Below are 22898 nucleotides of genomic sequence, written 5' to 3'. Positions count from 1 at the left end.
ACGTGATTGTGGAGGAGTCCATCACTCCGAAGAGTGACGATTCGGTGTCGGACCACCCGTTACGGGGAAGCGGAGTTCATTCCTCTCGATCTTCGCGGCGAGCGCATCCAGCACATCCACCCCGAGAACCTCACAGAACTGCAGCAGATACGCGAGTACGTCGGCGACCTCATCGGCCACGCGGTGGGCGGATTCCGGCTTCTCCATGACCTTCGCCGACTGTTCCGGTGTCAGCCACTGGAAGATCTCGACCAGTTCGGACGCCTCCACGCTCAGCGCCACCGCCAGGTTCTTGGGCGTGTGGTACGGCTCCCAGCCGCGCGCCGCCGCGAACCGCGCGAGCCTGCGCTGCAGCACGTCCAGCCGTTCCTCGGGCCGCCGCTCGGACGGCCGGGGCTCCTGCGTCTCCGTCTCGTTCATACCGACAGGTCTACCACCGACACGCCCGCCAGGCGGCGGGCGGCGGCCGCGGTCCCCTCCCCCACGGCCGCCACCAGCCGGACGTGGCCGCGGCCGCAGGACAGCAGCGCCAGCCGCAGCAGTTCGGCGCTCTGGCCGCCGTCCAGGCCGTGGTCGAAGCCGTCGGCCAGGACGGTCAGCGCCTGCCGTGCGGAGAGCAGTTCGGCGGCGGGGTCCATGTCCAGCACCCCCGGTCCGGTGAGCAGGACCAGCGCGAGCGCGAGGAAGCGGAGTTCGCCGGAGCCGAGCCGGGCCAGTTCCGTGGCGGGGCGGCCGGGTCCGCGGTCCAGGACCGCGGTGACGGTGCCGCTCTCCGGGGCGCGTACGTCGAGCCCGGTCACGGACCCCGGGCAGCCGGTACGGGCGGCCTCGGCCAGCAGCGCGTGGCGGGTCCCGCACTCGTGGCGGGTCCGGCGCAGTACGTCAGCCAGGTTGGCGCAGTCGCGCAGCAGCCGGCCCTCACCCCGCGGGACCGGTGCGCGCATCCGGTCGGGGCGCGGGTCGCAGACGAACACCGAGCGCAGGGCCACGACCACCTGCTCGGCAGCGGCCAGCACCTGCCGCTGGCCGGCCGTCGAGCCGGCGACCCGCAGCGGGAGCAGCGCGGTGCCGAGCCGGTCGTCGGGCAGCGGGGCCCGGGTGACGCCGACGGCGCCACCGGTCAGCCAGGCGGCCTGCACCGAGCGCCGGCCGGGGTCCCGCAGGGCGGTGGCGAACAGGATCTGCCCGTCCTGCGAGAGCCGTTCGCCGACGATCCGCAGGGCGGGCTCGGCCTGGACCGCGAGGTCGAGCCGGACCGGTCCGGCGGGGCCGTCGACGGTGCAGCCGAGGCGGAAGCCGCGTCGCCGCTGCGCGTCGGGGAGCGCCCGGTCGGGGATGCGGGCGCCCGCGTCGGGGAAGGCCTCGTCGAGGGTGGCGCCGGCGCCCAGCCCGGCCAGGGCCTCGTAGGCGGCCAGAGCCTGGGACTTGCCGCTGCCGCTCGGCCCGGCGAAGAGGGAGACGGGCCCGAGCGGGAAGGCAGCGGACCGGTGCCGCCCGAAGGCGGACAGCCGCAACTCGGTGATCACGGGCCGCGCGTGGCGCTGCGCGGGTCCGGCAGGACGGCCGCAGTCACGGGGGGCCGCCTGCGCCGGCACGACGGGGTCGGCGGCCGCACCGTCCGGGGCCGCCGCCGGAGGAGCGGGCGGGGTAGGGGCCGGGGCCGGGGCCGGGGGTTCCACGCCCGGGGACCCGTCGGCCGGTCCGGGCCCGGGGGAATCGGCACGGGTGCGGGGGGTGTCGCTGCGGGGGGTGTCGCTGCTCGATGTGTCGCTGCGGGTGGTGTCACCTAACGCGACGGCGGTGGCGTCCATGCGCCGGACGGTACGGGCCGCCGGGCCCCCCGCGGCCCCGGCGAACCGTTCCTTCGTACGGACCTTCCTACGATCGGGGGACGGCCGCGGCCGCGATCCCCTCGACCTCGGTCCCCACGGGCGCCAGCAGGAAGACGTTCCGGTCCACCCGGTGCATCCCGCTGCCCAGCCCGAAGACCACCCCACTGCTGAAGTCGAGGATCCGCTTGGCCACTTCGCTGTCCGCGCCGGTGAGGTCCAGCAGTACCGGGATCTGTGCGATCAGGTACTCGGCCACCTCCCGCGCGTCCGCGAAGATCTGGACTCTGATCACCACGAAGCGCCGCTGCTCCGCCGCCGTCGCCCCGGGCGACTTGGGAATCGTGCGGTGGTCCACCCGGGAGGGCCATTCGTTGCGACTGCGCAGGGGTACCACCTGCGCGAGCCCCTCCCACTGTTCGTCGGTGACGTCGTACCTGCTCACCGGGCCGCCTCGGCCGCGCGCTTCATGTGCATCCCCCCATCCTCTCGTGTTTCACCCGTTCAGCCCAACACCGACACGAACCGTGCCGGGTACTCTCGGAGACCAAGATGAGTTAGGTTAGGCATACCTAACCCACACGGACGATGGAGAGATCCGCATGCGCCTGTTCGGTGACCCCGCAACGTCGGCCGCCCTGCCCACCGCCGCCGAGCGGATCCGGTCGGTCCTGGCCGCCGCCCACTCCATGACGGTGATCACCGACGGCCTGCGCACCGAAGTGCGCCACCTCGACGGCGGCGACCCCATGGGCCGGCTGCACCTGCACCCCGCCGAGCCCGGCGGCCACGCCGAGCACCGGCCCGCGATCCGGCTGGAGTTCACCGACGTCGCGCCCACCCCCGTACGGGACCGGGTGCGCTCGCGCGTCACCGTGCTGGGGCGGCTGCTCACCCCCTACTCCGACCCGTCCGCCGAGTCCGGTGCCGACTCCACCTGCATGGAGTTCGAGCGGGCCGAGCTCGAGACCGCCGAGGGCATCGCGTACGTCGGCCTGGAGGAGCTGGACGAGGCCGGCCCCGACCCGCTCGCCGCCTACGAGGCGGGCATGCTCACGCACCTCCTCGACGACCACCACGACCTCGTCACGCTGCTGTTGCGCCTGGTCCACCCGCAGCCCACGGCCGCGGTGGTGCGCGCCCTGCCGCTCGCCCTGGACCGGTACGGGATCACCCTGCGGCTGGAGGAGCGGCGCGGCCACCGCGACGTACGCCTGCCCTTCCCCTCGCCCCTCGACGACGTCGAGCAGTCGGGCGCGCAGATCCAGGCGCTGTTCAGCGCGGCGCGCCGGCGCTCGCACCGCAACACGCTGCCGGCCTGAGCGGTCCGGAATACCCCGGGCGGGAGCCGCGTTGGGCACGATCATGAAGGCCATCACATACAGCGCATACGGAACTCCCGCCTCCCTCAAGCTCGTTGACGCTCCGCAGCCCAAGGTGGGGCCGGGCGAGGTGCTCGTCCGCGTGAAGGCCGCCGGGGTCAACCCGGTGGACTGGAAGCTCGCCGCCGGCCACCTCGATCCGATCCTCGAAGTGCGCCACCCGGTCATACCCGGCTGGGACGTGTCCGGTGTCGTCGAGGCGGTCGGCCAGGACACCTTCGACTACGCCGTGGGCGACGAGGTGTACGGCTACGTCCGCAAGGAGTGGGTGGAGCTCGGCACCTACGCCGAACTGGTCGCGGCCCCCGTGCGCACCCTGGCCCGCAAACCGCGCGAGCTGACCTTCGAGCAGGCGGCGGGCCTGCCGCTGGCCGGCCTCACCGCGTACCAGTCGCTGACCCGCGTCGGCGTCGAGGCCGGCGAGACCGTCCTCATCCACTCCGCGGCCGGCGGTACGGGCTCCTTCGGCGTGCAGATCGCGGTCGCCCTCGGCCTGCGCGTCATCGGCACGGCCGGCGCGCACAACCACGACTACCTGCGCTCGCTCGGCGCGGAGCCTGTGCTCTACGGGGAAGGGCTGGCGGACCGGGTCCGCGCGCTCGCGCCCGAGGGCGTGGACGCGGGCCTGGACTTCTACGGGGACGGCGTCATCGAGACGCTGCAGTCGCTGGTGAAGCGGCGCGACCGGGTGGTGTCCATCGCCGACTACGAGGCCGCGGCCAAGGGCGCCCACCAGCTGTGGGTGCGTCCGGACACCGCCGATCTGACGTTCCTCGCGCAGCTGGCGGACGCCGGCAAGCTCACGGTGAACGTGGAACACGCCCTGCCGCTCGCCGACGCCGCCAAGGCCTGGGAGCTGAGCGCGGCGGGCCGCACCCGCGGCAAGATCGTCCTGACGGTCTGACGCCGCCGCGCGCCGGGCCCGGCATGTGCGTGCCGGCCCCGGCGTGTGCGCGTGCCGCCGGAGCAGCGGACTCCGGCGGCACGCGCGTTCAGGAGGTGATCGGCGGCGCCGTCGGGCCCAGCGGCGGGCCGATCGCACGCAGTGCCCCGGGCGTGCGCCCCTCTCCCCAGCCGATGTCGCGCCGGTAGCTGCCGAGCAGCCCCCTGCGGACCAGCCCCGCCACGTCGTGCACGGCCTCCTCGTCGGGCAGGGGCCTGGTCAGCGGCGCCACGAACAGCGCGTCCACCGGGCAGTTGGCCTCGCACAGGAAGCACGTCTGGCAGTCCTCCTGCCGCGCGAGCACCGGGATCCCCTCGGGTCCCCGTTCGAACACATCGGTCGGGCACACCTCCACGCACTTGTCGCAGGCGATGCACCGCTGCGCCGAGACCAGTTCGATCACGCCGTCACCCCGGCCTTCGGGGCCGGCCGGGTCCACACCCGGTCCAGCCCGCCCACCAGGATCCGGTGGTGCAGCCGGGGGTCCTGGTCCGGGTGGTCGAGGCGCTTGGCCATCCCGCGGGTCTCCGGGCGGGCCAGCGCGGCCGCGTACATCCACCGCGCGTGCGCCGTCATCGCCGCCGCCTGACGGGCCCTGACCAGGTCGGTTCCCTCGCCGTGGAGGCCGGATCGCAGTTCGGTCCAGCCGGCGTCGAGGGCCCGCAGCGACGCGGCCAGCCGGTCACCGCGGCGCAGGTAGTTCTTGTCGTACGGGAGGACCTCGCGCTGTACGAGTTCCACGGCCGCGCGGTGGTCGCCGGCCGCGGCCGGCCGCCCCGTCGGGCGCAGGCCCGCTCCACCGGCCCCGGTGACGGGCCGGGAGGCGGCCCGGCCCGGGCCGAGGGAGCGGGAGTGGGCGGCCGCGCCCGCTCCGGCCCAGCTGCCCGAGGAGATGGCCCAGGCGGCGTTGTGGCTGCCGCCTCCGGTGAAGCCCCCGCAGATCTCCTCGCGGGTGGCCGCGTCCCCGGCGGCGTACAGACCGGGGACGCCGGTGGCGCAGTCGTCTCCGGCGATCCGGATGCCGCCGGTGCCGCGCACGGTGCCCTCGGCCAGCAGGGTCACGGAGAAGCGGTCGGTGAACGGGTCGATGCCGAGCCGGTCGAAGGTGAGGAAGAAGTTGGGCTGCGCGAGGCGCATCGCGGCCCGGGCGGCCTCGCCGGCGCGGTCCAGGCGGGCGTAGACCTTGCCGCCGTCGAGGAGCGTGCGGGCGATGACCGCGCGGCCGCCCTGGCTGGCCGCGCCCTCCAGCACGCTGCCGTCCTCCTGGTAGAAGGTGGCGAAGGAGTAGAACGCGGTCTTGGTGACCGAGGTGCCCTCGGGGGCGATCCCGTAGGCGTTGGAGAACTCCATGCCGGAGAGCTCCGCTCCGGCCTCGGCGGCGAACAGCGCGCCGTCACCGGTGTTGGTGTTGGTGCCGAGCGCCCCGCTGAGGAAGGCGCAGCCGCCGGTGGCGAGGACGACGGCACCGGCCCGGACGCGATAGTCCTCGTGGGCCTGGCGGCGGTGGCCGGCGGCGCCCGCGACGGCTCCGTCCGCGTCGGTGAGCAGTTCGGTGACCGGGCTGTGGTCGAGGATGCGGACCCCGGCGCGGCGGATCCGGATGCGCATCCGCCGCATGTACTCCGGGCCCTGGAGGCCACCCCGCAGCGGTGTCCCGTCGGGTCCGGCCGGGAACGGGTACCGGCCGGACCCGACGGCCAGCTCGTTCATGCGCGCGTACGTCTCGTCGAGGACGCGGGCCATCCAGCGCCGGTCGGCGAGGTAGCCGCCGAGACCCTCGCGGCTGGCCATGGCGGCCTCGCGGGCGGCCGGGTCGGGCGGGACGTACCAGACGCCGGTGCCGCCGGCGGCCGTCGCACCGCTCGTGCCGCAGTAGCCCTTGTCGGCCAGGACGACGCGGGCCCCCGCCCGGGCCGCCGCGAGGGCGGCCCAGGTGGCGGCCGGTCCGCCGCCGACGACCAGGACATCGGTGGCGAGGTCCGTCATGAGACGGCTCCCGCGTACCGGTTGGCCGGGCGGGGCAGGCCGTAGTTCTCCCGCAGGGTGCGGCCGGTGTACTCGGTGCGGAAGAGCCCGCGGCGCTGGAGGATCGGCACGACCTGGTCGACGAAGTCGGTCAGGCCCGTGGGCAGCACCGGCGCCATGATGTTGAAGCCGTCGGCGGCGCCCTGCGTGAACCACTCCTCCAGCTGGTCGGCGATCTGCTCGGGCGTGCCGGCGAAGACCCGGTGGCCGCGGCCGGCGCCGAGGCGGGCGATCAGCTCGCGCAGGTTGAGGCCGTCTCGGCGGGCGAGTTCGGCGACGAGCGTGAAGCGGCTCTTGTTGCCGTTGATGTCCCGCTCCTCGGGCAGATCGGGGAGCGGGCCGTCGAGCGGCAGGCCGGTGAGGTCCACGCCCAGCATCCCGGAGAGCTGGGCGAGGCCGTACTCCGGCACCTGGAGGTCGGTGAGCTCCCGCTCCAGAGCCTTCGCCTCGGCCTCGGTGGATCCGATGACGGGTGCGATGCCGGGCAGGACGAGGAGGTCGGACTCGGCCCGGCCGTACCGGGCCAGGCGGGACTTGAGGTCCTTGTAGAAGGTCTGGCCGTCGGCGAGGGTCTGCTGGGCGGTGAAGACGGCCTCGGCGTACTGGGCGGCGAACTCCTTTCCTGACTCGGAGGACCCCGCCTGCACGAGCAGCGGATAACCCTGCGGGGAGCGGGGGACGTTGAGCGGGCCGGCGACGCCGAAGTACTCGCCGCGGTGCGCGGCGGGGTGCAGCTTGTCGGTGTCGGCGTAGATGCCGGCTTCCTTGTCGAGGACGATCGCGTCGTCCTCCCAGCTGTCCCAGAGCTTGGTGGCGACGTCGAGGAACTCGCGGGCCCGGTCGTAGCGCAGCCCGTGTTCGAGGTGCTCGTCCCGGTTGAAGTTGCGCGCCTCGTCGAGGGTGCCGGAGGTGACGATGTTCCAGCCGGCCCGGCCGCCGCTGATGTGGTCCAGGGAGGCGAACTTCCGGGCGAGGTTGAAGGGTTCGTTGAAGGTGGTGGAGACGGTGGCGATGAGGCCGATGTGTTCGGTGACGGCGGCGATGGCGGAGAGCAGGGTGAGCGGCTCGAAGCCGCCGAGGGCGTTGTAGCGGGCCTTGCCCCAGAGGGCGAGCCCGTCGGCGAAGAAGATGGAGTCGAGCCTGCCGCGCTCGGCGGTGCGGGCCAGTTCCTGGAAGTACTTCAGGTCGGTGACGCGTTCCGGGCTGCTGGCGGGGTGGCGCCAGGCGGCGTCGTGGTGCCCGGCGTTCATCAGGAAGGCGTTGAGGTGGAGGGTCCGGGGGGCTGGGGCGGGAGCGGTCATGGCGGGTCCTCGTGGTTCCGGGTCGGGGCGTGGGGCGGCGGGAAGGGGCGTCGGGACGTCAGGGCGTCAGGGCTTCGCGGCGGGGAGTCAGGACGGGACCCGCCAGGTGCTCAGGCGGCGCTCGATCGTGACCAGCAGCTGGTTGAAGGCCACGCCGATGGCGGAGATGGTGACGATGCCCGCGTACATCTGCGGGATGGCGAAGTTGAACTGCGAGGCGTTGATCAGGTAGCCCAGGCCCGCCTTCGCACCGATCATCTCGGCGGCCACGAGGACCAGGATGGAGACGGCGCCGGCGAGCCGGATGCCGGTGAAGACCGCCGGTACGGAGGCCGGCAGGATCACCTTCTGGAAGAGCCTCGGGGTGGACAGGTCCATGGAGCGGGCCAGCCGTACGAGCGTGGGGTCGGCGTTGCCGACGGCGCTGATGGTGTTCAGCAGGATCGGCCACACGCAGGCGTAGACGACGATGGACACCTTCGAGGTCTCGCCGATGCCGAGCAGGAGCACGAAGACCGGCAGCAGGGCCAGCGCGGCGGTGTTGCGGAACACCTCCAGCAGCGGGCCGAGCAGGGCGGCGACCGGCCGGTACCAGCCGATGAGCAGCCCCAGCGGGACGGCCACGAGCACGGCGATGCCGAAGCCGCCGAAGGAGCGGACCAGGCTGGCCCAGGTGTGCTGGCCGAGCTGGCCGTCCCTCAGCAGCTCCCACCAGGCGACGGCCACCTCGCTGACCGGCGGCAGGAAGGTGGGGTCGGCCAGGCCCAGCCGGGGCGCGGTCTCCCAGAGGGCGAGGAGCGCGAGGATCGCCGCCGACCGCAGGGCGAGGGCCCGCAGCCGGCGCCCCAGCGCCCTGAGGGGATGCCGGGCCGGGCGGCCGTCGGCGTGCCCCGGGGCCGCGTCCGGCAGCGGCCGCGGCGCGGGCGCGGAGCCGCGTACCTCCTCGGCGGGGGCGGGCGGGGCGGGCAGCACGGCGGGGACAGCGGTGTCGGTTCCGGTACTCATACGGAGGCCTCCTCCTTCTCCAGTTGCTGGGCGCGGGCCACCTCGTCGTGGAGGAGGGTCCAGATGTCGTGGCGGTAGCGGGCGAACTCCGGGCTGGAACGCAGTTCCTCGCCCTGCGGTCCGGAGGCGGTGCCCGTGCCCGGGCGCTCGCCGAAGGCGACGGGGACGATCTCCTTGATCCGCCCCGGCCGGGAGGTCATGACGGCCACCTTCTGGCCGAGGTACACGGCCTCCTCGATGCCGTGCGTGATGAAGACGACGGTCTTGCCGGTGCGCTGCCAGATCCGGCGCAGCTCGTCCTGGAGGGACTCGCGGGTCTGCGCGTCGAGGGCCGCGAACGGCTCGTCCATCAGCAGCACGTCCGGGTCGTACGCGAGCGAGCGGGCGATGGCGACGCGCTGGCGCATGCCGCCGGAGAGCTGGTGCGGGTGGCGGTCCTCGAAGCCGGACAGGCCTACGAGGTCCAGGAACTCCCGGGCCCTGGCCTTGCGCTGGCGGCGCGGGACGCCCGTCGCCTCCAGGCCGAACTCGACGTTGCCGAGGGCCGTCCGCCACGGCAGCAGCGCGTACTGCTGGAAGACGATGCCCCGGTCGAGGCCCGGGCCGGTGACCGGTTTGCCGTCGAGCAGGATCCGGCCGGCCGTCGGGGTGGACAGTCCTCCGAGGAGGTCCAGGAGGGTGGACTTGCCGCAGCCACTGGGACCGACGACCACGAGGAACTCGCCGCTCTCGATCTCCAGGTCGATGCCGTCGAGGGCCGTGAAGTCCCCGAAGGTCTTGCGGACCCCTTCGAACACGATCTTCGCCATGGCCGTCGTCACCCCTTTCCGTATCCGTTGAACTCGTTGGTGTAGAGGTCGGTCGCCTTCAGCTGGCCCTCCTTGATGTCGCCGCGCTCGGCGAGCCAGTCCAGCCAGACCTGGAACTCCTTGTCGGATATCCGGCCCCCGGCCTCCGCGACGCCGTACGAGCGCCAGTACTTGAGGGTGGCGGTGTCCTCGTTGCGGCCGCGCTTGCTGACGATCTCCGTCATCCGGGCGATGACCTGCTCGTGGGGGGTGGTGCGGGACCACTCGATGGCCTTGCCCACTCCGGTGACGAAGGTGCGCACCGTGTCGGGGTTCTCCTTGACGAAGCGCTTCGTCATCACGTAGCTGCCCGCGCTGAACGGGCCGAGCAGCTCGAAGTCGGTGAAGAGCGGGCGGATCCCGCCGGTGGCGAGGGCCTTGTCGCGCAGCACGCCGCCGAGCACGGCGACGTCGATCTGCTTCTGTCTGAGGACCTGTTCGGTGTTGACCGGCGGGACGACCACCGATTCGACCTTGGCCGAGTCCGTCTTCGACACCCCGTTGCGCTTCAGGTAGATCTCCAGCATGGCCTGGGCGTGGGCGCCCAGGGTGTTCATGCCGACCTTCTTGCCGATCAGGTCGCGGGCGGAGCGGATGGGGCTGTCCTCCAGCACGTAGTAGCCGCTGTAGGAGTGCTGGTCGGAGCCGTAGTAGGAGATGACCGAGGTGATCGGGGCCTTGCTGCTCGCCAGTTTCACGACGGCGCCGTTGAAGGCGCCGCCGAAGTGGATCTGGCCGGTGGCGGCCGACTGGATGTCCTGCGGGCCGCTGATGGTGTTGCCGATCCACTCCAGCTTGACGTCGCCGAGGTAGCCGAGGTCGGCGGCGAGTTCGGGGAGCGTGACGGCTCCCACGCTGCCCTGGTACTTGAGGGTGGTGACCTGGCCGCCGGAACCGGAGCCGGATCCGCCGCCGGCGGTGGCCGTGCCGCAGCTCACCGCGGCCGCCGAGATGCCGAGCAGGGTCAGGAACTGGCGCCGGGAGGTGGTGGTCGAGGTGAAGGCTGCGGGCATGGCGGATCCTTGTCGGTACGGGTCGTGAGGGGCGGGGGCGGACTTACGGGGCGGCGGTCAGCGCGGTGGCGGGCGCCGGCGCGGTGGCGGGGGTCGGCGCAACGGGGGCGAGCAGCGGGTTCGCGCCGCGCAGGGCGTCGGCGAACTCGTCGACGGCCTGGAGGAGGTCGATCTCGGCCTCGGGCCGCAGCCGGTCGGGGCCGGAGCCACGTTCGACGGAGGAGTCCAGGACGAACCGGCCGGCGGTGACGTGCCGGGCGCCGAGGGCGGCGAGCACGGGGCGCAGGGCGTAGTCGATGGTCAGGACGTGGGCGAGGCTGCCGCCGGTGGCGAGGGGCAGCACCGTTTTGCCGACGAGACCGTCCTGCGGGAGCAGGTCGAGGAAGGCCTTGAGCAGGCCGGTGTACGAGGCCTTGTAGACCGGGGTCGCGATGATCAGGCCGTCGGCCTCGGCGACGGCTTCGAGGGCGCGGCGGATCTCGGGCTCACCGCGGCGGGCTGCCAGCAGGTCGGCGGCGGGGAGCTCGCGCACGGCCAGGCGGGCGGTCTCGAAGCCGGAGTGGGACCGGGTCAGGTGGCGCAGGGCGTGGTCGGCGACGACTGCGGTACGGGAGTGGGCGGAGGGGCTGCCGGTGAGGGCGAGCAGCTTGGGCACGGGGGCTCCTTGGGCGGCGTACGGTCAGTGCCGGATCAGACGGCGGGGGCGTCGGAGGTGGAAGCGCCGGAGGCGATGCCGAAGGAGGGGTCCGGGACGCTCTCCGGGCTGATCAGGCGGGACGGGGCTCCGTCGGGACCGACCGGGACGTCGCCGTCGACGGTGACGCGGCGCAGGGTGCGCTCGTGGTCGTCGGAGTCGTCGACGCCGTAGTGCTGGGTGGCGCGGTTGTCCCAGATCGCGACGTCGCCGGGCTGCCACTGCCAGCGGACGGTGTTCTCGGGGCTCTCGATGTGCGCCTGGAAGAGGTCGAGGAGCGCGCGGCTGTCGCGGCCGGTGAAGCCCTGGATCCGCTGGACGAAGTTGCCGAGCAGCAGGGTGCGTTCGCCGCTCTCGGGGTGGACGCGGACCACCGGGTGCTCGGTGAGGAACTTGGTGGAGGTGAACACCTCGCGGTACTGGGCCAGGGCCTCGGGGAGGGCGTCGGGCCGGAGGGCGGCGTAGTCGTACTCGTTGGAGTGGACGGCGCGCAGGCCGTCGGCGAGGGCGCGGAGCGGCTCGGGGAGGCCGGCGTAGGCGGTGGCCGTGTTGGCCCAGAGGGTGTCGCCGCCGTACGGGGGGATGGTGACGGCGCGGAGGATGGAGAAGGCGGGGTAGGCGGGGACGAAGGTGACGTCGGTGTGCCACTGGTTGGCGCGGGCGCCGTGGTGGGAGTCGATGCCGAGGGCGTACCGGCCGTCCGCGGAGGGGACGGTGGGGTGCGCGACCGGAACGCCGAGCCGCTCGGCGAAGGCTTCGTGGGAGGCCTCGTCGAGGTGCCCCTGGTTCCGGAAGAAGACGACCTTGTGGGCCAGGAGGGCGGCCCGGATCCCGGCGACGTCGGCGTCGGGCAGATCCCCGCCGAGCCGCACGCCGCCGATCTCGGCGCCGATGCGTCCGCCGATCTTCGAGACGGTGAGGGTGGGGGTGTGGGTGGGGGTGTCGGTGTGGGTGGCAGTGGCCATGGTGACTCCTAGCTGGGGCCGCAGGAATTATTTCCGCAGCGGAAGAAATGGAGCGAGCGGTGCGGGTACGGGTGGTGCCGGCCGGGTGCGGGGGCGGTGCCGTGCGGTGCGGTGCGGCGAGGTGCGGTGTGGGAGTGCTGTCCTGGGCCCACGGACCGAGGGCGCGGAGGTCCCCCGGTCCGGCGGACCGGCGGTCTGCGGGCCGCCGCCCCGGGCCGATCCCTCAGTCGGCCGTCGGGGCCCGCAGACCACCGGGATCGTGACCCGGCCGGCCCGTCGGGCGGATCGCCGCACCGACGGACACGGTCCGGCGGAACGAGGAGCCGGTGCGTCGGCGGACCGGCCTGCCGGGGCCGTCGGCCTGGTGGGCCCGCTCGGCCGGACGGCTCGTACGGCTCGCACGGCCGGCGGGGTGCCTGCCGTGGAACCGGCGGCCCGCCGTACCGCAGGGCGGTGGGGTCAGGGGCGACAGGGGGCCGGACAGCGGCCCGGACACTGGCCCGGCGCGGTGCAGGGGCCGGGGGTGCGGAGCCGCGGGGCGAGGAGTTCGTTCGCGGACATGTCCCGGAGCGTGTCAGCGGCTCCGAGCCGGGTCAACCCCCGTCCGCAGCCACCGGACGCACCTGTCGCGAGCCCCCGCGTCCACCCCGTACACCCCCTACGACCTGCCCTTTCCCCCGCACTCCACCCCGCGCACCACCCCACCCCCGCGGCCGAAAACCGTGGCCGGATTTCATGCCCCCGCAATGCGGACGCCACGCGTTCGCCGGATCCGGCCCGGCACCCGCCGCCGCGGGCGGGCCTCTCCCGCACGACGCGCCTCCGGAGGCGGTGCCGTGCCGGGTGGGCGCCCGCGGCTCCGGGTTCGGACGCGGTGGTGTGGGCCGGGCTCCCCCGCGGCTCGTCGGCCGGGCGGGCTCGCCCGCCGCGCAGGGCCGCACCCCACCCGCCGGGCGCCCCGCAGGGGAACCGGCATCATCGGGGGACTACCCCGCCCCCGAGGAGACCGAGTGACGCGTATGGCCGGTGACAGCCGGACGGCCGCCAATGCCGCCGCCGTGCTGCGGACGGTGCTCGACCACGGACCGGTCGCGCGCAGTGACATCGCCGGGCGCAGCGGGCTGAGCGCGGCGGCCGTGTCACGGCAGGCCACCGGGCTGCTCCAGGCCGGCCTGCTGCGCGAACTGCCCGGCCCCGGCGGTGGGGTGGGGCGGCCGCGGGTCCCCCTGGACCTGCACACCGGGGCCGTCGGCGGGCCCGTCGCCGCCGGGCTGCACATCGGCGTGCCCGCCTCGACCTTCAGCCTCGTCGACCTGCGGGGCCGGCTGCTGGCCCGGCGGGCCTTCCCCCACGAGGGCCGGGATCCGGCCGGGCTGTCCGGTGAGATCACCGCCGAACTGGGCCGATTCCTGGCCGCGTTCGACTCGGGGCGGCCGCTGCTCGGGGTCGGTGCTGCGCTGGGCGGCTGGGTCCGGCCCGACGAGGGCGTCGTCGTACGCCACCCCGTGCTGCGGTGGCGGCGCAAGCCGCTCGCCGCCGAGCTGTCCGGCGCCCTGGGGCTGCCGGTGCGGATCGACAACCACGCCCGGGCCGTCGCACGGGCGGAGATCCTGTTCGGCCGGCCCGAGGCCCGCCGGAGCCTGGTGCACCTGTTCATCGGCAATGTCGTCGACGCCGCGTTCGGGATCGAGGGCGCCGTGCACCAGGGTCCGGGCTCCGCGGCCGGCGACGTGGCCCACCTGCCGGTGCCCGGGGCGACCGTGCCGTGCGCGTGCGGACGTACCGGCTGCCTGCAGGCGACCGCCTCCGACACGGCGCTCGGCGCCGAGGCGGTGCGCCGGGGCATCGTCCCGGACCCGTCCGTCCCGCTGCTGGTGGACGCCGCCGCCACCGGGGACCCGCGCGCGGACCTGCTGCTGCGCGAGCGGGCCCGCGCGGTGGGCCGCGCGGCGTCCCTTCTGTTGGATGTCTTCAATCCGGCGGTCATGGTCGTGACCGAGCTGGCGAGCGTCCTGCACGAGGGATACCTGGACGAGCTGCGGGGCGCCGCGATGGAGCTCTCGCACGTCTGTGACGACCCCGAACGGATCGTGGCCCCGCACGCGGGTCCGGCCGTGCTCCCGGAGGCCGCCGCAACCGTGCTGCTCAGCCGGGTCTTCCAGGATCCCCTCGGTGCGGCCCGAGAGGGGGAGATCACACCCGTCGGTATGGTGCCAGCTGAGCGCGCTCCCCTACATTCGAGCCATGACGGTCCTGCCTGACGACGGGCTCTCCCTGGCCGCCGAGTTCCCTGACGCGACGCATGAGCAGTGGCAGCGCCTTGTAGAAGGCGTACTGCGCAAGTCGGGCAAGGAAGCATCCGGCGAGGCCGCAGAAGATGCGCTGTCCACCCGACTCGAGGACGGGCTCACCACCCGCCCGCTGTACACCGCGCCGCCCGACGGGACGGTTCCCGACACCGGTTTTCCCGGCTTCGCCCCCTTCGTCCGCGGAGGCAGGCCGGAAGGCACCACCGCGAACGGCTGGGACGTGCGCCAGCGCCTCGCCGGTACCGATCCGCAGCGCCTGAACGAGGCGGCCCTCGCCGACCTGGAGAACGGGGTCACCTCCCTCTGGCTGACGGTGGGCAGCGGCGGCATCCCGGCGGACGGTCTCGCCCGCGCCCTGGACGGCGTCTACCTGGACCTCGCCCCGATCGCCCTGGACGCCGGCGCCGACTACGCCGGGGCCGCCCGCGCCCTGCTGGACCTGTTCGCCGCCCGCTCGGTGGCTCCGGAGGCCGTGCGGGCCTCCCTGGGCGCCGACCCGCTGGGCCACGAGGCCCGCACCGGCGAGGCGCTGGACACGGCCGCCGCCGTGGAGCTGGCCCGGGAGGCCGCCGCCGGCCTGCCGGGGGTGCGCGCCCTGACCGTGGACGCCCTGCCGTACCACGAGGCCGGCGGCAGCGCCGCCGAGGAGCTGGGGCTGTCGCTGGCCACCGGCGTCGCCTACCTGCGCGCCCTCTCCGCAGGTGGGCTGAGCGTCGAAGACGCCCTCGGCCAGCTGGAGTTCCGCTACGCCGCCACCGCGGACCAGTTCCTCACCATCGCCAAGTTCCGCGCCGCACGTCGGCTGTGGGCGCGGATCGCCGAGGCCTCGGGGGCCCCGGAGGCCGGTGCCCAGCTCCAGCACGCCGTGACCTCGCCGGTGATGATGACCCGCCGCGACCCGTGGGTGAACATGCTGCGCACCACCGTGGCCTGCATGGCCGCGGGCGTCGGCGGCGCCGACTCGGTCACCGTGCTCCCCTTCGACAACGAGCTGGGCCTGCCGGACGCCTTCGCGCGCCGCATCGCCCGCAACACCTCCACCATCCTGCTGGAGGAGTCGCACCTGGCCCGGGTGATCGACCCGGCCGGAGGTTCGTACTACGTCGAGCGCCTGACGGACGAACTCGCCCACGCCGCCTGGGAGTTCTTCCAGACCCTGGAGAAGGCCGGAGGCCTGGCGGCCGCCCTGCGCTCCGGGCTGGTCGCCGAACGCCTCGCCGCCACCTGGGCGGAGCGCTCCAAGAAGCTGGCCAAGCGCCGCGAACCGATCACCGGTGTCAGCGAGTTCCCGCTGCTGTCGGAGAAGCCGGTCGTCCGCGAGCCCGCGCCCGCAGCGCCCGCGGGCGGACTGCCGCGCGTACGGCGCGACGAGGCGTACGAGGCCCTGCGCGCCCGCAGCGACGCGCACCTGGCCGCGACCGGTGCCCGGCCGAGGATCTTCCTCGCCGCGCTGGGCCCGGCGGCCGCGCACACCGCGCGCGCCACCTTCGCCTCGAACCTGTTCCAGGCGGGCGGCATCGAACCGGTGCACGACCCGGTGTCGGTGGACCCGGCGACGGCCGCCGAGGCGTACGCCGCGAGCGGCGCCGACGGCATGGCCGTGCTCTGCTCCAGCGACGCGCTGTACGAGGAGCAGGCCGCGGCGGTGGCCGAGGCCCTGCGTGCGGCGGGCGCCACGACCGTCTTCCTCGCCGGCCGGCCGGGCACCGCAGAGGCATCCGTGGACGAGTACGTCTTCGCCGGCTGTGACGCCGTCGCCGTGCTGTCCTCCGTACTCGACCGGATGGGAGTGCCCGCATGAGCATCCCCGATTTCTCCGAGCTGGCGCTCGACCCGACCGCGGTCTCCGGGGTGACCGAGGAGCAGTGGCGCTCGTCGGTGAAGGAGTCCACCGGCACCGCGGCCGCCGACCTGCTGTGGGAGACGCCCGAGGGCATCGGCGTCAAGCCGCTCTACACCGGGCGGGACGTGGAGGGCCTGGACTTCCTGCGGACGTACCCGGGCGTGGCCCCGTACCTGCGCGGCCCTTACCCGACGATGTACGTCAACCAGCCCTGGACGATCCGGCAGTACGCCGGCTTCTCCACGGCCGAGGAGTCGAACGCCTTCTACCGGCGCAACCTGGCGTCCGGCCAGAAGGGCCTGTCGGTGGCCTTCGACCTGCCGACGCACCGCGGCTACGACAGCGACCACCCGCGGGTGACGGGCGACGTCGGCATGGCCGGCGTGGCGATCGACTCGATCTACGACATGCGGCAGCTGTTCGACGGGATCCCGCTGGACAAGATGTCGGTGTCGATGACGATGAACGGCGCGGTGCTGCCGGTCCTCGCGCTGTACATCGTGGCGGCGGAGGAGCAGGGCGTCTCCCCCGACAAGCTCGCCGGGACCATCCAGAACGACATCCTCAAGGAGTTCATGGTCCGCAACACCTACATCTATCCGCCGGGGCCCTCGATGCGGATCATCTCCGACATCTTCGCGTTCACCTCGCAGAAGATGCCGCGGTACAACTCGATCTCCATCTCCGGCTACCACATCCAGGAGGCCGGGGCCACGGCCGACCTGGAGCTGGCGTACACCCTCGCGGACGGCGTGGAGTACCTGCGCGCCGGGCAGGCGGTCGGGCTGGACGTGGACGCGTTCGCGCCGCGCCTGTCGTTCTTCTGGGCGATCGGCATGAACTTCTTCATGGAGGTCGCGAAGCTGCGCGCGGCCCGCCTGCTGTGGGCGCGCCTGGTCAAGCAGTTCGACCCGAAGAACGCCAAGTCGCTTTCGCTGCGCACGCATTCGCAGACTTCCGGATGGTCGCTGACCGCGCAGGACGTCTTCAACAACGTGACGCGCACCTGTATCGAGGCGATGGCTGCGACGCAGGGCCACACCCAGTCGCTGCACACCAACGCCCTCGACGAGGCGCTCGCGCTGCCGACGGACTTCTCGGCGCGCATCGCACGCAACACCCAGCTGCTGCTGCAGCAGGAGTCGGGGACCTGCCGGTCGATCGACCCGTGGGGCGGCAGCGCGTACGTGGAGAAGCTGACGTACGACCTGGCGCGGCGGGCCTGGCAGCACATCGAGGAGGTCGAGGCGGCCGGCGGCATGGCGCAGGCCATCGACGCGGGCATCCCGAAGCTGCGCGTGGAGGAGGCCGCGGCGCGGACGCAGGCGCGGATCGACTCGGGCCGTCAGCCGGTGATCGGCGTCAACAAGTACCGCGTGGAGAACGACGAGGCGATCGACGTCCTGAAGGTCGACAACTCCTCGGTGCGCTCCCAGCAGATCGCCAAGCTGCGCAGGCTGCGCGAGGAGCGCGACGAGGCGGTCACCCAGGACACCCTGCGGGCGCTGACGAACGCCGCCGAGCGCGGCGACGGCAACCTCCTCGCCCTGGCGGTGGACGCTGCGCGCGCCAAGGCGACCGTGGGTGAGATCTCGGACGCACTGGAGAAGGTGTACGGACGGCACGCGAGCCAGATCCGTACGATCGCGGGCGTGTACCGAAACGAAGCGGGCGAGTCCCCGTCGGTGGAGCGCACGCGTGCGCTGGTGGACCGGTTCGAGGAGGCGGAGGGACGCCGTCCGCGCATCCTGGTGGCCAAGATGGGCCAGGACGGGCACGACCGCGGCCAGAAGGTGATCGCGACCGCCTTCGCCGACCTGGGCTTCGACGTGGACGTCGGCCCGCTGTTCCAGACCCCGGCGGAGGTGGCCCGCCAGGCCGTCGAGGCGGACGTCCACGTGGTGGGCGTGTCGTCGCTGGCGGCCGGTCACCTGACCCTCGTACCGGCGCTGCGCGAGCAGCTGGCGGAGGAGGGCCGCGAGGACATCATGATCGTCGTGGGTGGGGTAATCCCGCCGGCGGATGTCCCGACGCTGCTGGAGATGGGCGCCACGGCGGTGTTCCCGCCCGGAACGGTCATCCCGGACGCGGCCCACGACCTGGTGACGCGGCTGGCCGCGGACCTGGGCCACGAGCTGTAGGCGGCCGCCGGTGCCGAAGATCGACATCGAGGCCTACGCGAAGGGGGTGCTCGACGGCAAGCGCGCGTTCGTCGCGCGCGCGATCACCCTCGTCGAGTCCACCCTGCCCGCTCACCGGGCGCTCGCGCAGGGCCTGTTGACGGAGCTGCTGCCGCACTCGGGGCGGGCTCGCCGGATCGGCATCAGCGGGGTGCCGGGGGTGGGGAAGTCCACCTTCATCGACGCGTTCGGCACGATGCTGACGGGGCTCGGGCACCGGGTGGCGGTGCTCGCGGTGGACCCGTCGTCGACGCGCACGGGCGGCTCCATCCTGGGCGACAAGACCCGGATGGAGCGGCTGTCGGTGGATCCGGCGGCGTTCGTGCGGCCGTCGCCGTCGGCGGGCACGCTGGGCGGGGTCGCCAAGGCCACCCGCGAGTCGATGATCGTGATGGAGGCGGCGGGCTACGACGTGGTCCTCGTCGAGACCGTCGGGGTGGGCCAGTCGGAGACCACGGTGGCGGGGATGGTCGACTCCTTCCTGCTGCTCTCCCTGGCCCGTACGGGCGACCAGCTGCAGGGCATCAAGAAGGGTGTCCTGGAACTGGCCGACGTCCTGGCGGTGAACAAGGCGGACGGCCCGCACGAGCGCGACGCGAAGGCCGCGGCCCGTGAACTGTCGGGCGCGCTGCGGCTGATGCACCCGGTGGACGCGGCGTGGACGCCGCCGGTGCTGACGTGCAGCGCCCGGGAGTCGACGGGGCTGGACGAAGTGTGGAACCGTCTGGAGCAGCACCGGACCCTGCTGGAGGCGGGGGGCCGGCTGGCGGCGAAGCGGGCGGCCCAGCAGGTGGAGTGGACCTGGTCGATGGTCCGCGACGAGCTGCTGGAACGCCTGCGGGCGGACCCGGCGGTACGCGGCCTCGCGCCGGACCTGGAGGCCGCGGTCCGGGCGGGCTCGGTCACCCCGACGTCGGCGGCGGACCGCATCCTGGCGGCGTTCGGGAACCCGGGCAGCTGACGGCGGCGACCGGGCGGCGCCCTCAGGGGAGCCGCCCGGACGCCCCTGCCACGTCGGCCACCCTGGTCACGCCGGTCACCCTGGTCACATCGGTCACCCTGGCCACCCCGGTCATCCGAAGAAGACCCTCGCCGACGGCGGCAGCAGCTCGGCGCCGCGGACCCGGTCACGGCTCGCCAGGATCTGGACCTCCTGCAGGCGCGGGAGTCCGCCCAGCGGCCCGATGTCGATGCCGGTGTCGCCTTCCGGCGTGAACTTCCCCGGGAAGCGGCACTCACGGAGCCCGGGGAACGCCAGCGGCAACCGCCTGATCACCATCCGCAGTACCCTCTCGCCGCACGTACCGTCCAGGGTGAGGCTGTTGACGCCCGGGAGCGTCATGCCCGCCGGCATGGCCCCGATCGAGGTGGCGGACACCCTGAGGCTGCCGAGGCGGGGCAGGGCCCGGATCTCCTGCCAGTCGGCGGCCGAGGCCGGACTGGACTCGGCATTGAGCACGAGGCGGACGAGCGCGGGGAGCGAGCCGAGCCCGTCGAGTCCGTGCGCGGGGCTCGTCTCACCGCGTACCAGCAGCCCCTGGAGGGGGGCGCTCATCGGCAGCGACCGCGGGGACCAGCTCAGGCCTGCGGGGCCGTCGACGGTCAGGACTTCCAGGTGGCCCAGCTGGGCGACGGCACGCAGGTCGAGGTCCGGCCGGCCCGTCGCGATGTTCAGTCGCCGGATCGGAAGGCCGCCGATCGCGGAGAGGTCCGTCAGGTCCGGGCAGCCGTCGATGTCGAGGGTGTGCAGGGCGGACTGTCCCCGCAGGCATTCCAGACCGGACAGGGTCGCCTCGCTCGCGAACGTGATCGCCTGGAGGCCGTGCCGGCCGAGGTAGCCCGCCAGGGCCCCGCAGGACACGCCGCCCCTGACGATCAGGCCCTCCGGCCGGACGGCGAGACGTTCCAGCTGGTCCAGCTGGTCGTCGGACCGGACGGTGTACTGCAGACCCGCCGGATCCAGGTGTGCGACGACCTCGTCGGCGTACTCGGCGCTGTCGAAGCGCGGCCAGGCCAGCAGGAGTTCGGAACGGACCGGTGGCCAGCGGTGTTCCACGAACTGCGCGAGGTAGGACACGGCGGAGTCCGATCCGACCCGGGAGGCCGCGATCACCACGTGGTACGCGTCCATGTCGTCAAGCTTCTCCGGGCCGGGGAGCAGGCTCAGGAGCAGCGGGCCGACCTTCGCCAGGGCGCGGGCCTCCTCCGCGTTCGCCGGGGGGATGAGTGTGGCGGTGCGTGCTTCGACGGCCGCGCGTACTTCGGGGTCGAGGGTGGTGGCGTGTTCGAGGCAGACGGCGGCGCGCAGGTAGATGCGGGCGCGGGTGCGCTGGTCGGAGGAGTTCTCGCCACGGGCGAGGAGGTCGCGGATGATGGTGACGCGTTCGGCGGGGCGGGCGAGGGCGACCGCCATCCGGATGACGTCCTCCCACTGGTCGTCGTCGGCGTGGCCGGTGAGGAGCCCGAAGTCGCCTTCCTCGACGGCGGCCCGCGCGCCCAGGAAGTCCTGGAAGGTGCGGTGGACGAACTCCACCGTGCCGGGCCCCGGTTCCCTCAGGAGCCCGCTGCGCTGGAGGAAGTGCTCGAAGACGACGGGCGCGTCACCCAGGGCGGCCGCTTCCTGGACCGCGGGCAGTGCGCGGGCGATGATCTCCTCGGCGCGGGAACGGTCCATCTCCGTGCGGCCGTTCTTGATCAGCCAGTACGCGAGGCGTTGCAGCAGGTCGAGTTGTGGCTCCTCCCGCAGGTCCGGGACCGCCATGTCGCGTTCGCGGTCGCGGCGGCTCAGCAGCATGGACAGGGCGGCCTCGTAGAGGTCCTTGCGGCCGTGCGGGAGGTAGCCGTTCCGGTCGCGGTGGAGGGCGCAGATCAGTCCGCACATCAGGGGGTTGGTGGCCAGGCGTCCGAGGTCGGGCTTGGTCCGTACGGCGGTGAGGAGCTGGGTCTCGTACGTCCGGAGTTTCGCGTCGGCTTCGCCGCCGTCGCGGGCGGCGGTGTGCCACCGCCTGATGAAGGTGGTGACCTCCGCTCGGCCCATGGCGGACAGGGTCAGCTCGGTGAAGTCCTCCTCTGCGAGCCAGTCCGCGCCGACGGCGGAGGGGCGCGAGGTGACGAGCCAGCGGTTGTCCCCGTCGTAGGTGTCCATCAGGTCCCGCAGCCAGCCGCGGGTGCGTTCGCGTTCGGTGTCGGGGATCTCGTCGATGCCGTCGACGAGGACGAGGCCGCGGCCGGCCAGCAGGACGCGGTGGGCCCAGCCGTCGGGCTGGGCGGCGCCGAGAGGACAGCCGGCCGCGGTCAGGAAGTCCCGTGGCGCGGGCAGCCGTTCGCCGTGGCGGGTGAGCGTGCGCAGTGGCAGGACGAAGGGGATGCGGTCGTCGAGGTACTCCATCTGCGGGGTGAGGTCCTGGCGGGCGGCGGTGACGGCCAGCCACTGGACGAGGGTGGTCTTGCCGGACCCGGCTTCGCCGCGGAGCAGTACCCGGGGGTTGTCGGCCAGGGCGTGGTCGGCGGGCCGCGGCACGAGGGTCTGGAACAGCTTCCGAAACGCCCGGTCGAACTGTTGCCGGTCCAGTCCGTGGTCCGCAGCGAGCCGGGCGCCCGCCTCCTCGGCGGACCGGCTGTCCTCCGGCGGCTGCGGGAGTCCCGCCCGTGTCGTGCGAGCCGCCTCGGCCGGTGACCGGGCCGGCGAGAGGCGTGCGACGGATGCCGGCGTGATCACGTCGATGACGGCACCGTAGTCGCTCTGCTCCGCACCGGCCGGACCCGAGTGGCCGCTCCTCGTCCACCGAGCGCGCGCGAGCGGCGCCGCCTCCAGGCTCAGGTACGCCGCGTCCAGGGGCCACCGGGTCGGGGAGTTGGTGAGGTCGATGCCGTAGATGGTCAGCTTGCCGTGCTTCTTCTCCACGTACGGGAGGTACAGCTGCTCGAACGCGGCGTCCTCGGCTCCGGGCAGCGGGTCGCGACGGATCAGTTCGTCGACCTTGGCGGTCAGTTCGGCGATCCCACGGGTCTGTTCCACCATGGCGTGGGCCACGAAGGTGGAGCGCTGGGTGAAGAACTGCAGGATGTGCAGGCAGGCGGTGTCGACGAGGCGCTCGTGGAAGTGCGTGGCGTCGGCGGTGAGCTCCCGCTCGGGGTGGCCGCTCACGGCGCGCAGTTCGCGCGCGAAGGCCGCGGAACCGAGCCGGACGGCGTCCAGGTCGGTCATGGTCAGGTCGCCGAGGCCCCGCAGGGTCTGCGCGAGGGCGTCGGTGACGGCCTGCTGTTCGTCTTCGGTGATCGGGCGCTCGCCCGTGCGCAGGGCCTGTTTCACCAGCTTGGCGGCCAGCGTGCGCAGGTCTGATTCCGTGAGGGAACGCTTCTCGCCCGTGAAGGACACGTAGCCCGAAAGGCGGATCGGCCGGTCGACGACGCCGGCGCCGGCGCCCTCGCTGACGAACAGCTTCTTCACGAGGGGTCCGACGGCCGCCGAGGCCAGCCTGATGCCGATGGTGCCGGGCTCCATGCAACCCCCCGCAGCGTAGCGACCGTTGACCGGAGCCTAACGGTCGCCCACGCCGCC

At 73.5% G+C, this 22898-nt stretch carries 18 protein-coding genes; 6 read left to right on the top strand and 12 right to left on the bottom strand.

Annotated features, from left to right (window positions below):
• Positions 1–21: 21 nt before the first annotated feature.
• The 3 genes from IG86_RS0115140 to IG86_RS0115130 all read right to left on the bottom strand — a co-directional run bounded on the left by IG86_RS0115140 (position 22) and on the right by IG86_RS0115130 (position 2274).
• A complete protein-coding gene (locus IG86_RS0115140; protein ID WP_045937017.1) occupies positions 22–420 on the bottom strand; it encodes a nucleotide pyrophosphohydrolase in 399 nt (132 codons plus the stop codon).
• On the bottom strand, positions 417–1811 hold the full coding sequence (locus tag IG86_RS0115135; RefSeq protein WP_385872734.1) for an AAA family ATPase: 1395 nt from the start codon (positions 1809–1811) through the stop codon (positions 417–419). The genes IG86_RS0115140 and IG86_RS0115135 overlap by 4 nt, the downstream gene beginning before the upstream one ends.
• A 67-nt stretch (positions 1812–1878) precedes the next feature.
• A complete protein-coding gene (locus IG86_RS0115130) occupies positions 1879–2274 on the bottom strand; it encodes a cell division protein SepF (protein ID WP_030651331.1) in 396 nt (131 codons plus the stop codon).
• Between the two features lie 157 nt (positions 2275–2431).
• Between IG86_RS0115130 and IG86_RS0115125 the strand changes: the two genes are divergently transcribed.
• Together IG86_RS0115125 and IG86_RS0115120 are read left to right on the top strand one after the other, a co-directional pair.
• Positions 2432–3151 carry a DUF2470 domain-containing protein gene (locus tag IG86_RS0115125; protein ID WP_030897196.1) on the top strand — a complete coding sequence of 240 codons (720 nt, stop codon included), beginning with the start codon at positions 2432–2434 and terminating at the stop codon, positions 3149–3151.
• Positions 3152–3194: 43 nt separating this feature from the next.
• Positions 3195–4115, top strand: coding sequence for an NADP-dependent oxidoreductase (locus tag IG86_RS0115120; protein ID WP_030897194.1), 921 nt, complete (start codon positions 3195–3197; stop codon positions 4113–4115).
• 88 nt (positions 4116–4203) lie between these two features.
• Here the strand turns inward: IG86_RS0115120 and IG86_RS0115115 are convergent, their stop codons facing one another.
• The 8 genes from IG86_RS0115115 to IG86_RS0115080 form a co-directional block, all read right to left on the bottom strand.
• Positions 4204–4557, bottom strand: a complete 354-nt coding sequence (locus IG86_RS0115115) for a 4Fe-4S dicluster domain-containing protein (RefSeq protein WP_030824063.1) — start codon at positions 4555–4557, stop codon at positions 4204–4206.
• Positions 4554–6140, bottom strand: a complete 1587-nt coding sequence (locus tag IG86_RS0115110; RefSeq protein ID WP_030897192.1) for an FAD-dependent oxidoreductase — start codon at positions 6138–6140, stop codon at positions 4554–4556. The genes IG86_RS0115115 and IG86_RS0115110 overlap by 4 nt, the downstream gene beginning before the upstream one ends.
• Positions 6137–7480, bottom strand: a complete 1344-nt coding sequence (locus IG86_RS0115105; protein ID WP_030824057.1) for an LLM class flavin-dependent oxidoreductase — start codon at positions 7478–7480, stop codon at positions 6137–6139. The genes IG86_RS0115110 and IG86_RS0115105 overlap by 4 nt, the downstream gene beginning before the upstream one ends.
• Before the next feature lie 87 nt (positions 7481–7567).
• The gene (locus IG86_RS0115100; RefSeq protein ID WP_030824053.1) at positions 7568–8485 is read right to left on the bottom strand and encodes an ABC transporter permease; all 918 of its coding nucleotides are present in this window, start codon (positions 8483–8485) and stop codon (positions 7568–7570) included.
• Entirely contained in the window at positions 8482–9294 is an 813-nt protein-coding gene (locus IG86_RS0115095; RefSeq protein ID WP_030897190.1) for an ABC transporter ATP-binding protein, read from the bottom strand. The genes IG86_RS0115100 and IG86_RS0115095 overlap by 4 nt, the downstream gene beginning before the upstream one ends.
• An 8-nt stretch (positions 9295–9302) precedes the next feature.
• Positions 9303–10346, bottom strand: a complete 1044-nt coding sequence (locus IG86_RS0115090; protein ID WP_030897188.1) for an ABC transporter substrate-binding protein — start codon at positions 10344–10346, stop codon at positions 9303–9305.
• A 43-nt stretch (positions 10347–10389) separates the two neighbouring features.
• The gene (ssuE, locus tag IG86_RS38745) at positions 10390–11001 is read right to left on the bottom strand and encodes an NADPH-dependent FMN reductase (RefSeq protein ID WP_045937018.1); all 612 of its coding nucleotides are present in this window, start codon (positions 10999–11001) and stop codon (positions 10390–10392) included.
• Between the two features lie 35 nt (positions 11002–11036).
• On the bottom strand, positions 11037–12005 hold the full coding sequence (locus IG86_RS0115080) for a TauD/TfdA dioxygenase family protein (protein ID WP_030897187.1): 969 nt from the start codon (positions 12003–12005) through the stop codon (positions 11037–11039).
• Between the two features lie 1019 nt (positions 12006–13024).
• On the opposite strand from IG86_RS0115080, the gene IG86_RS0115075 reads away from it, so the two are divergent.
• From IG86_RS0115075 to meaB, 4 genes are read left to right on the top strand one after another with little or no spacing between them, the layout of a single operon-like run.
• The gene (locus IG86_RS0115075; RefSeq protein WP_078848453.1) at positions 13025–14266 is read left to right on the top strand and encodes an ROK family transcriptional regulator; all 1242 of its coding nucleotides are present in this window, start codon (positions 13025–13027) and stop codon (positions 14264–14266) included.
• Positions 14250–16115 carry a methylmalonyl-CoA mutase small subunit gene (gene mutA / locus IG86_RS0115070; RefSeq protein ID WP_030897186.1) on the top strand — a complete coding sequence of 622 codons (1866 nt, stop codon included), beginning with the start codon at positions 14250–14252 and terminating at the stop codon, positions 16113–16115. Before IG86_RS0115075 ends, mutA begins: the two co-directional genes overlap by 17 nt.
• Positions 16112–18298: a methylmalonyl-CoA mutase gene (gene scpA / locus IG86_RS0115065; RefSeq protein WP_030824036.1), complete on the top strand. Its 2187-nt coding sequence runs from the start codon at positions 16112–16114 to the stop codon at positions 18296–18298. The genes mutA and scpA overlap by 4 nt, the downstream gene beginning before the upstream one ends.
• A 10-nt stretch (positions 18299–18308) precedes the next feature.
• Positions 18309–19298, top strand: a complete 990-nt coding sequence (meaB, locus tag IG86_RS0115060; protein ID WP_030824034.1) for a methylmalonyl Co-A mutase-associated GTPase MeaB — start codon at positions 18309–18311, stop codon at positions 19296–19298.
• Between the two features lie 111 nt (positions 19299–19409).
• Here the strand turns inward: meaB and IG86_RS0115055 are convergent, their stop codons facing one another.
• Positions 19410–22841 (bottom strand): NACHT domain-containing protein, encoded by a 3432-nt coding sequence (locus IG86_RS0115055; protein ID WP_030897185.1) that lies wholly within the window; start codon positions 22839–22841, stop codon positions 19410–19412.
• Positions 22842–22898: the final 57 nt, after the last annotated feature.

The organism is Streptomyces virginiae (genome assembly GCF_000720455.1).
In the GTDB taxonomy this organism is placed as follows: Bacteria; Actinomycetota; Actinomycetes; order Streptomycetales; family Streptomycetaceae; genus Streptomyces; species Streptomyces virginiae.
Note: the sequence above shows the minus strand (reverse complement) of the source record. Positions and strands in the feature narration are given on the sequence as shown.

Bases quoted from the DNA above. Each gene is read 5' to 3' on its own strand.
- IG86_RS0115120 (WP_030897194.1), top strand. From the start codon at position 3,195: ATGAAGGCCATCACATACAGCGCATACGGAACTCCCGCCTCCCTCAAG.
- IG86_RS0115100 (WP_030824053.1), bottom strand. From the start codon at position 8,485: ATGAGTACCGGAACCGACACCGCTGTCCCCGCCGTGCTGCCCGCCCCG.
- IG86_RS0115105 (WP_030824057.1), bottom strand. From the start codon at position 7,480: ATGACCGCTCCCGCCCCAGCCCCCCGGACCCTCCACCTCAACGCCTTC.
- IG86_RS0115135 (WP_385872734.1), bottom strand. From the start codon at position 1,811: ATGGACGCCACCGCCGTCGCGTTAGGTGACACCACCCGCAGCGACACA.
- IG86_RS0115090 (WP_030897188.1), bottom strand. From the start codon at position 10,346: ATGCCCGCAGCCTTCACCTCGACCACCACCTCCCGGCGCCAGTTCCTG.
- IG86_RS0115055 (WP_030897185.1), bottom strand. From the start codon at position 22,841: ATGGAGCCCGGCACCATCGGCATCAGGCTGGCCTCGGCGGCCGTCGGA.
- mutA (WP_030897186.1), top strand. From the start codon at position 14,250: ATGACGGTCCTGCCTGACGACGGGCTCTCCCTGGCCGCCGAGTTCCCT.
- IG86_RS0115080 (WP_030897187.1), bottom strand. From the start codon at position 12,005: ATGGCCACTGCCACCCACACCGACACCCCCACCCACACCCCCACCCTC.
- IG86_RS0115075 (WP_078848453.1), top strand. From the start codon at position 13,025: ATGGCCGGTGACAGCCGGACGGCCGCCAATGCCGCCGCCGTGCTGCGG.
- IG86_RS0115110 (WP_030897192.1), bottom strand. From the start codon at position 6,140: ATGACGGACCTCGCCACCGATGTCCTGGTCGTCGGCGGCGGACCGGCC.
- scpA (WP_030824036.1), top strand. From the start codon at position 16,112: ATGAGCATCCCCGATTTCTCCGAGCTGGCGCTCGACCCGACCGCGGTC.
- IG86_RS0115125 (WP_030897196.1), top strand. From the start codon at position 2,432: ATGCGCCTGTTCGGTGACCCCGCAACGTCGGCCGCCCTGCCCACCGCC.
- IG86_RS0115095 (WP_030897190.1), bottom strand. From the start codon at position 9,294: ATGGCGAAGATCGTGTTCGAAGGGGTCCGCAAGACCTTCGGGGACTTC.
- IG86_RS0115140 (WP_045937017.1), bottom strand. From the start codon at position 420: ATGAACGAGACGGAGACGCAGGAGCCCCGGCCGTCCGAGCGGCGGCCC.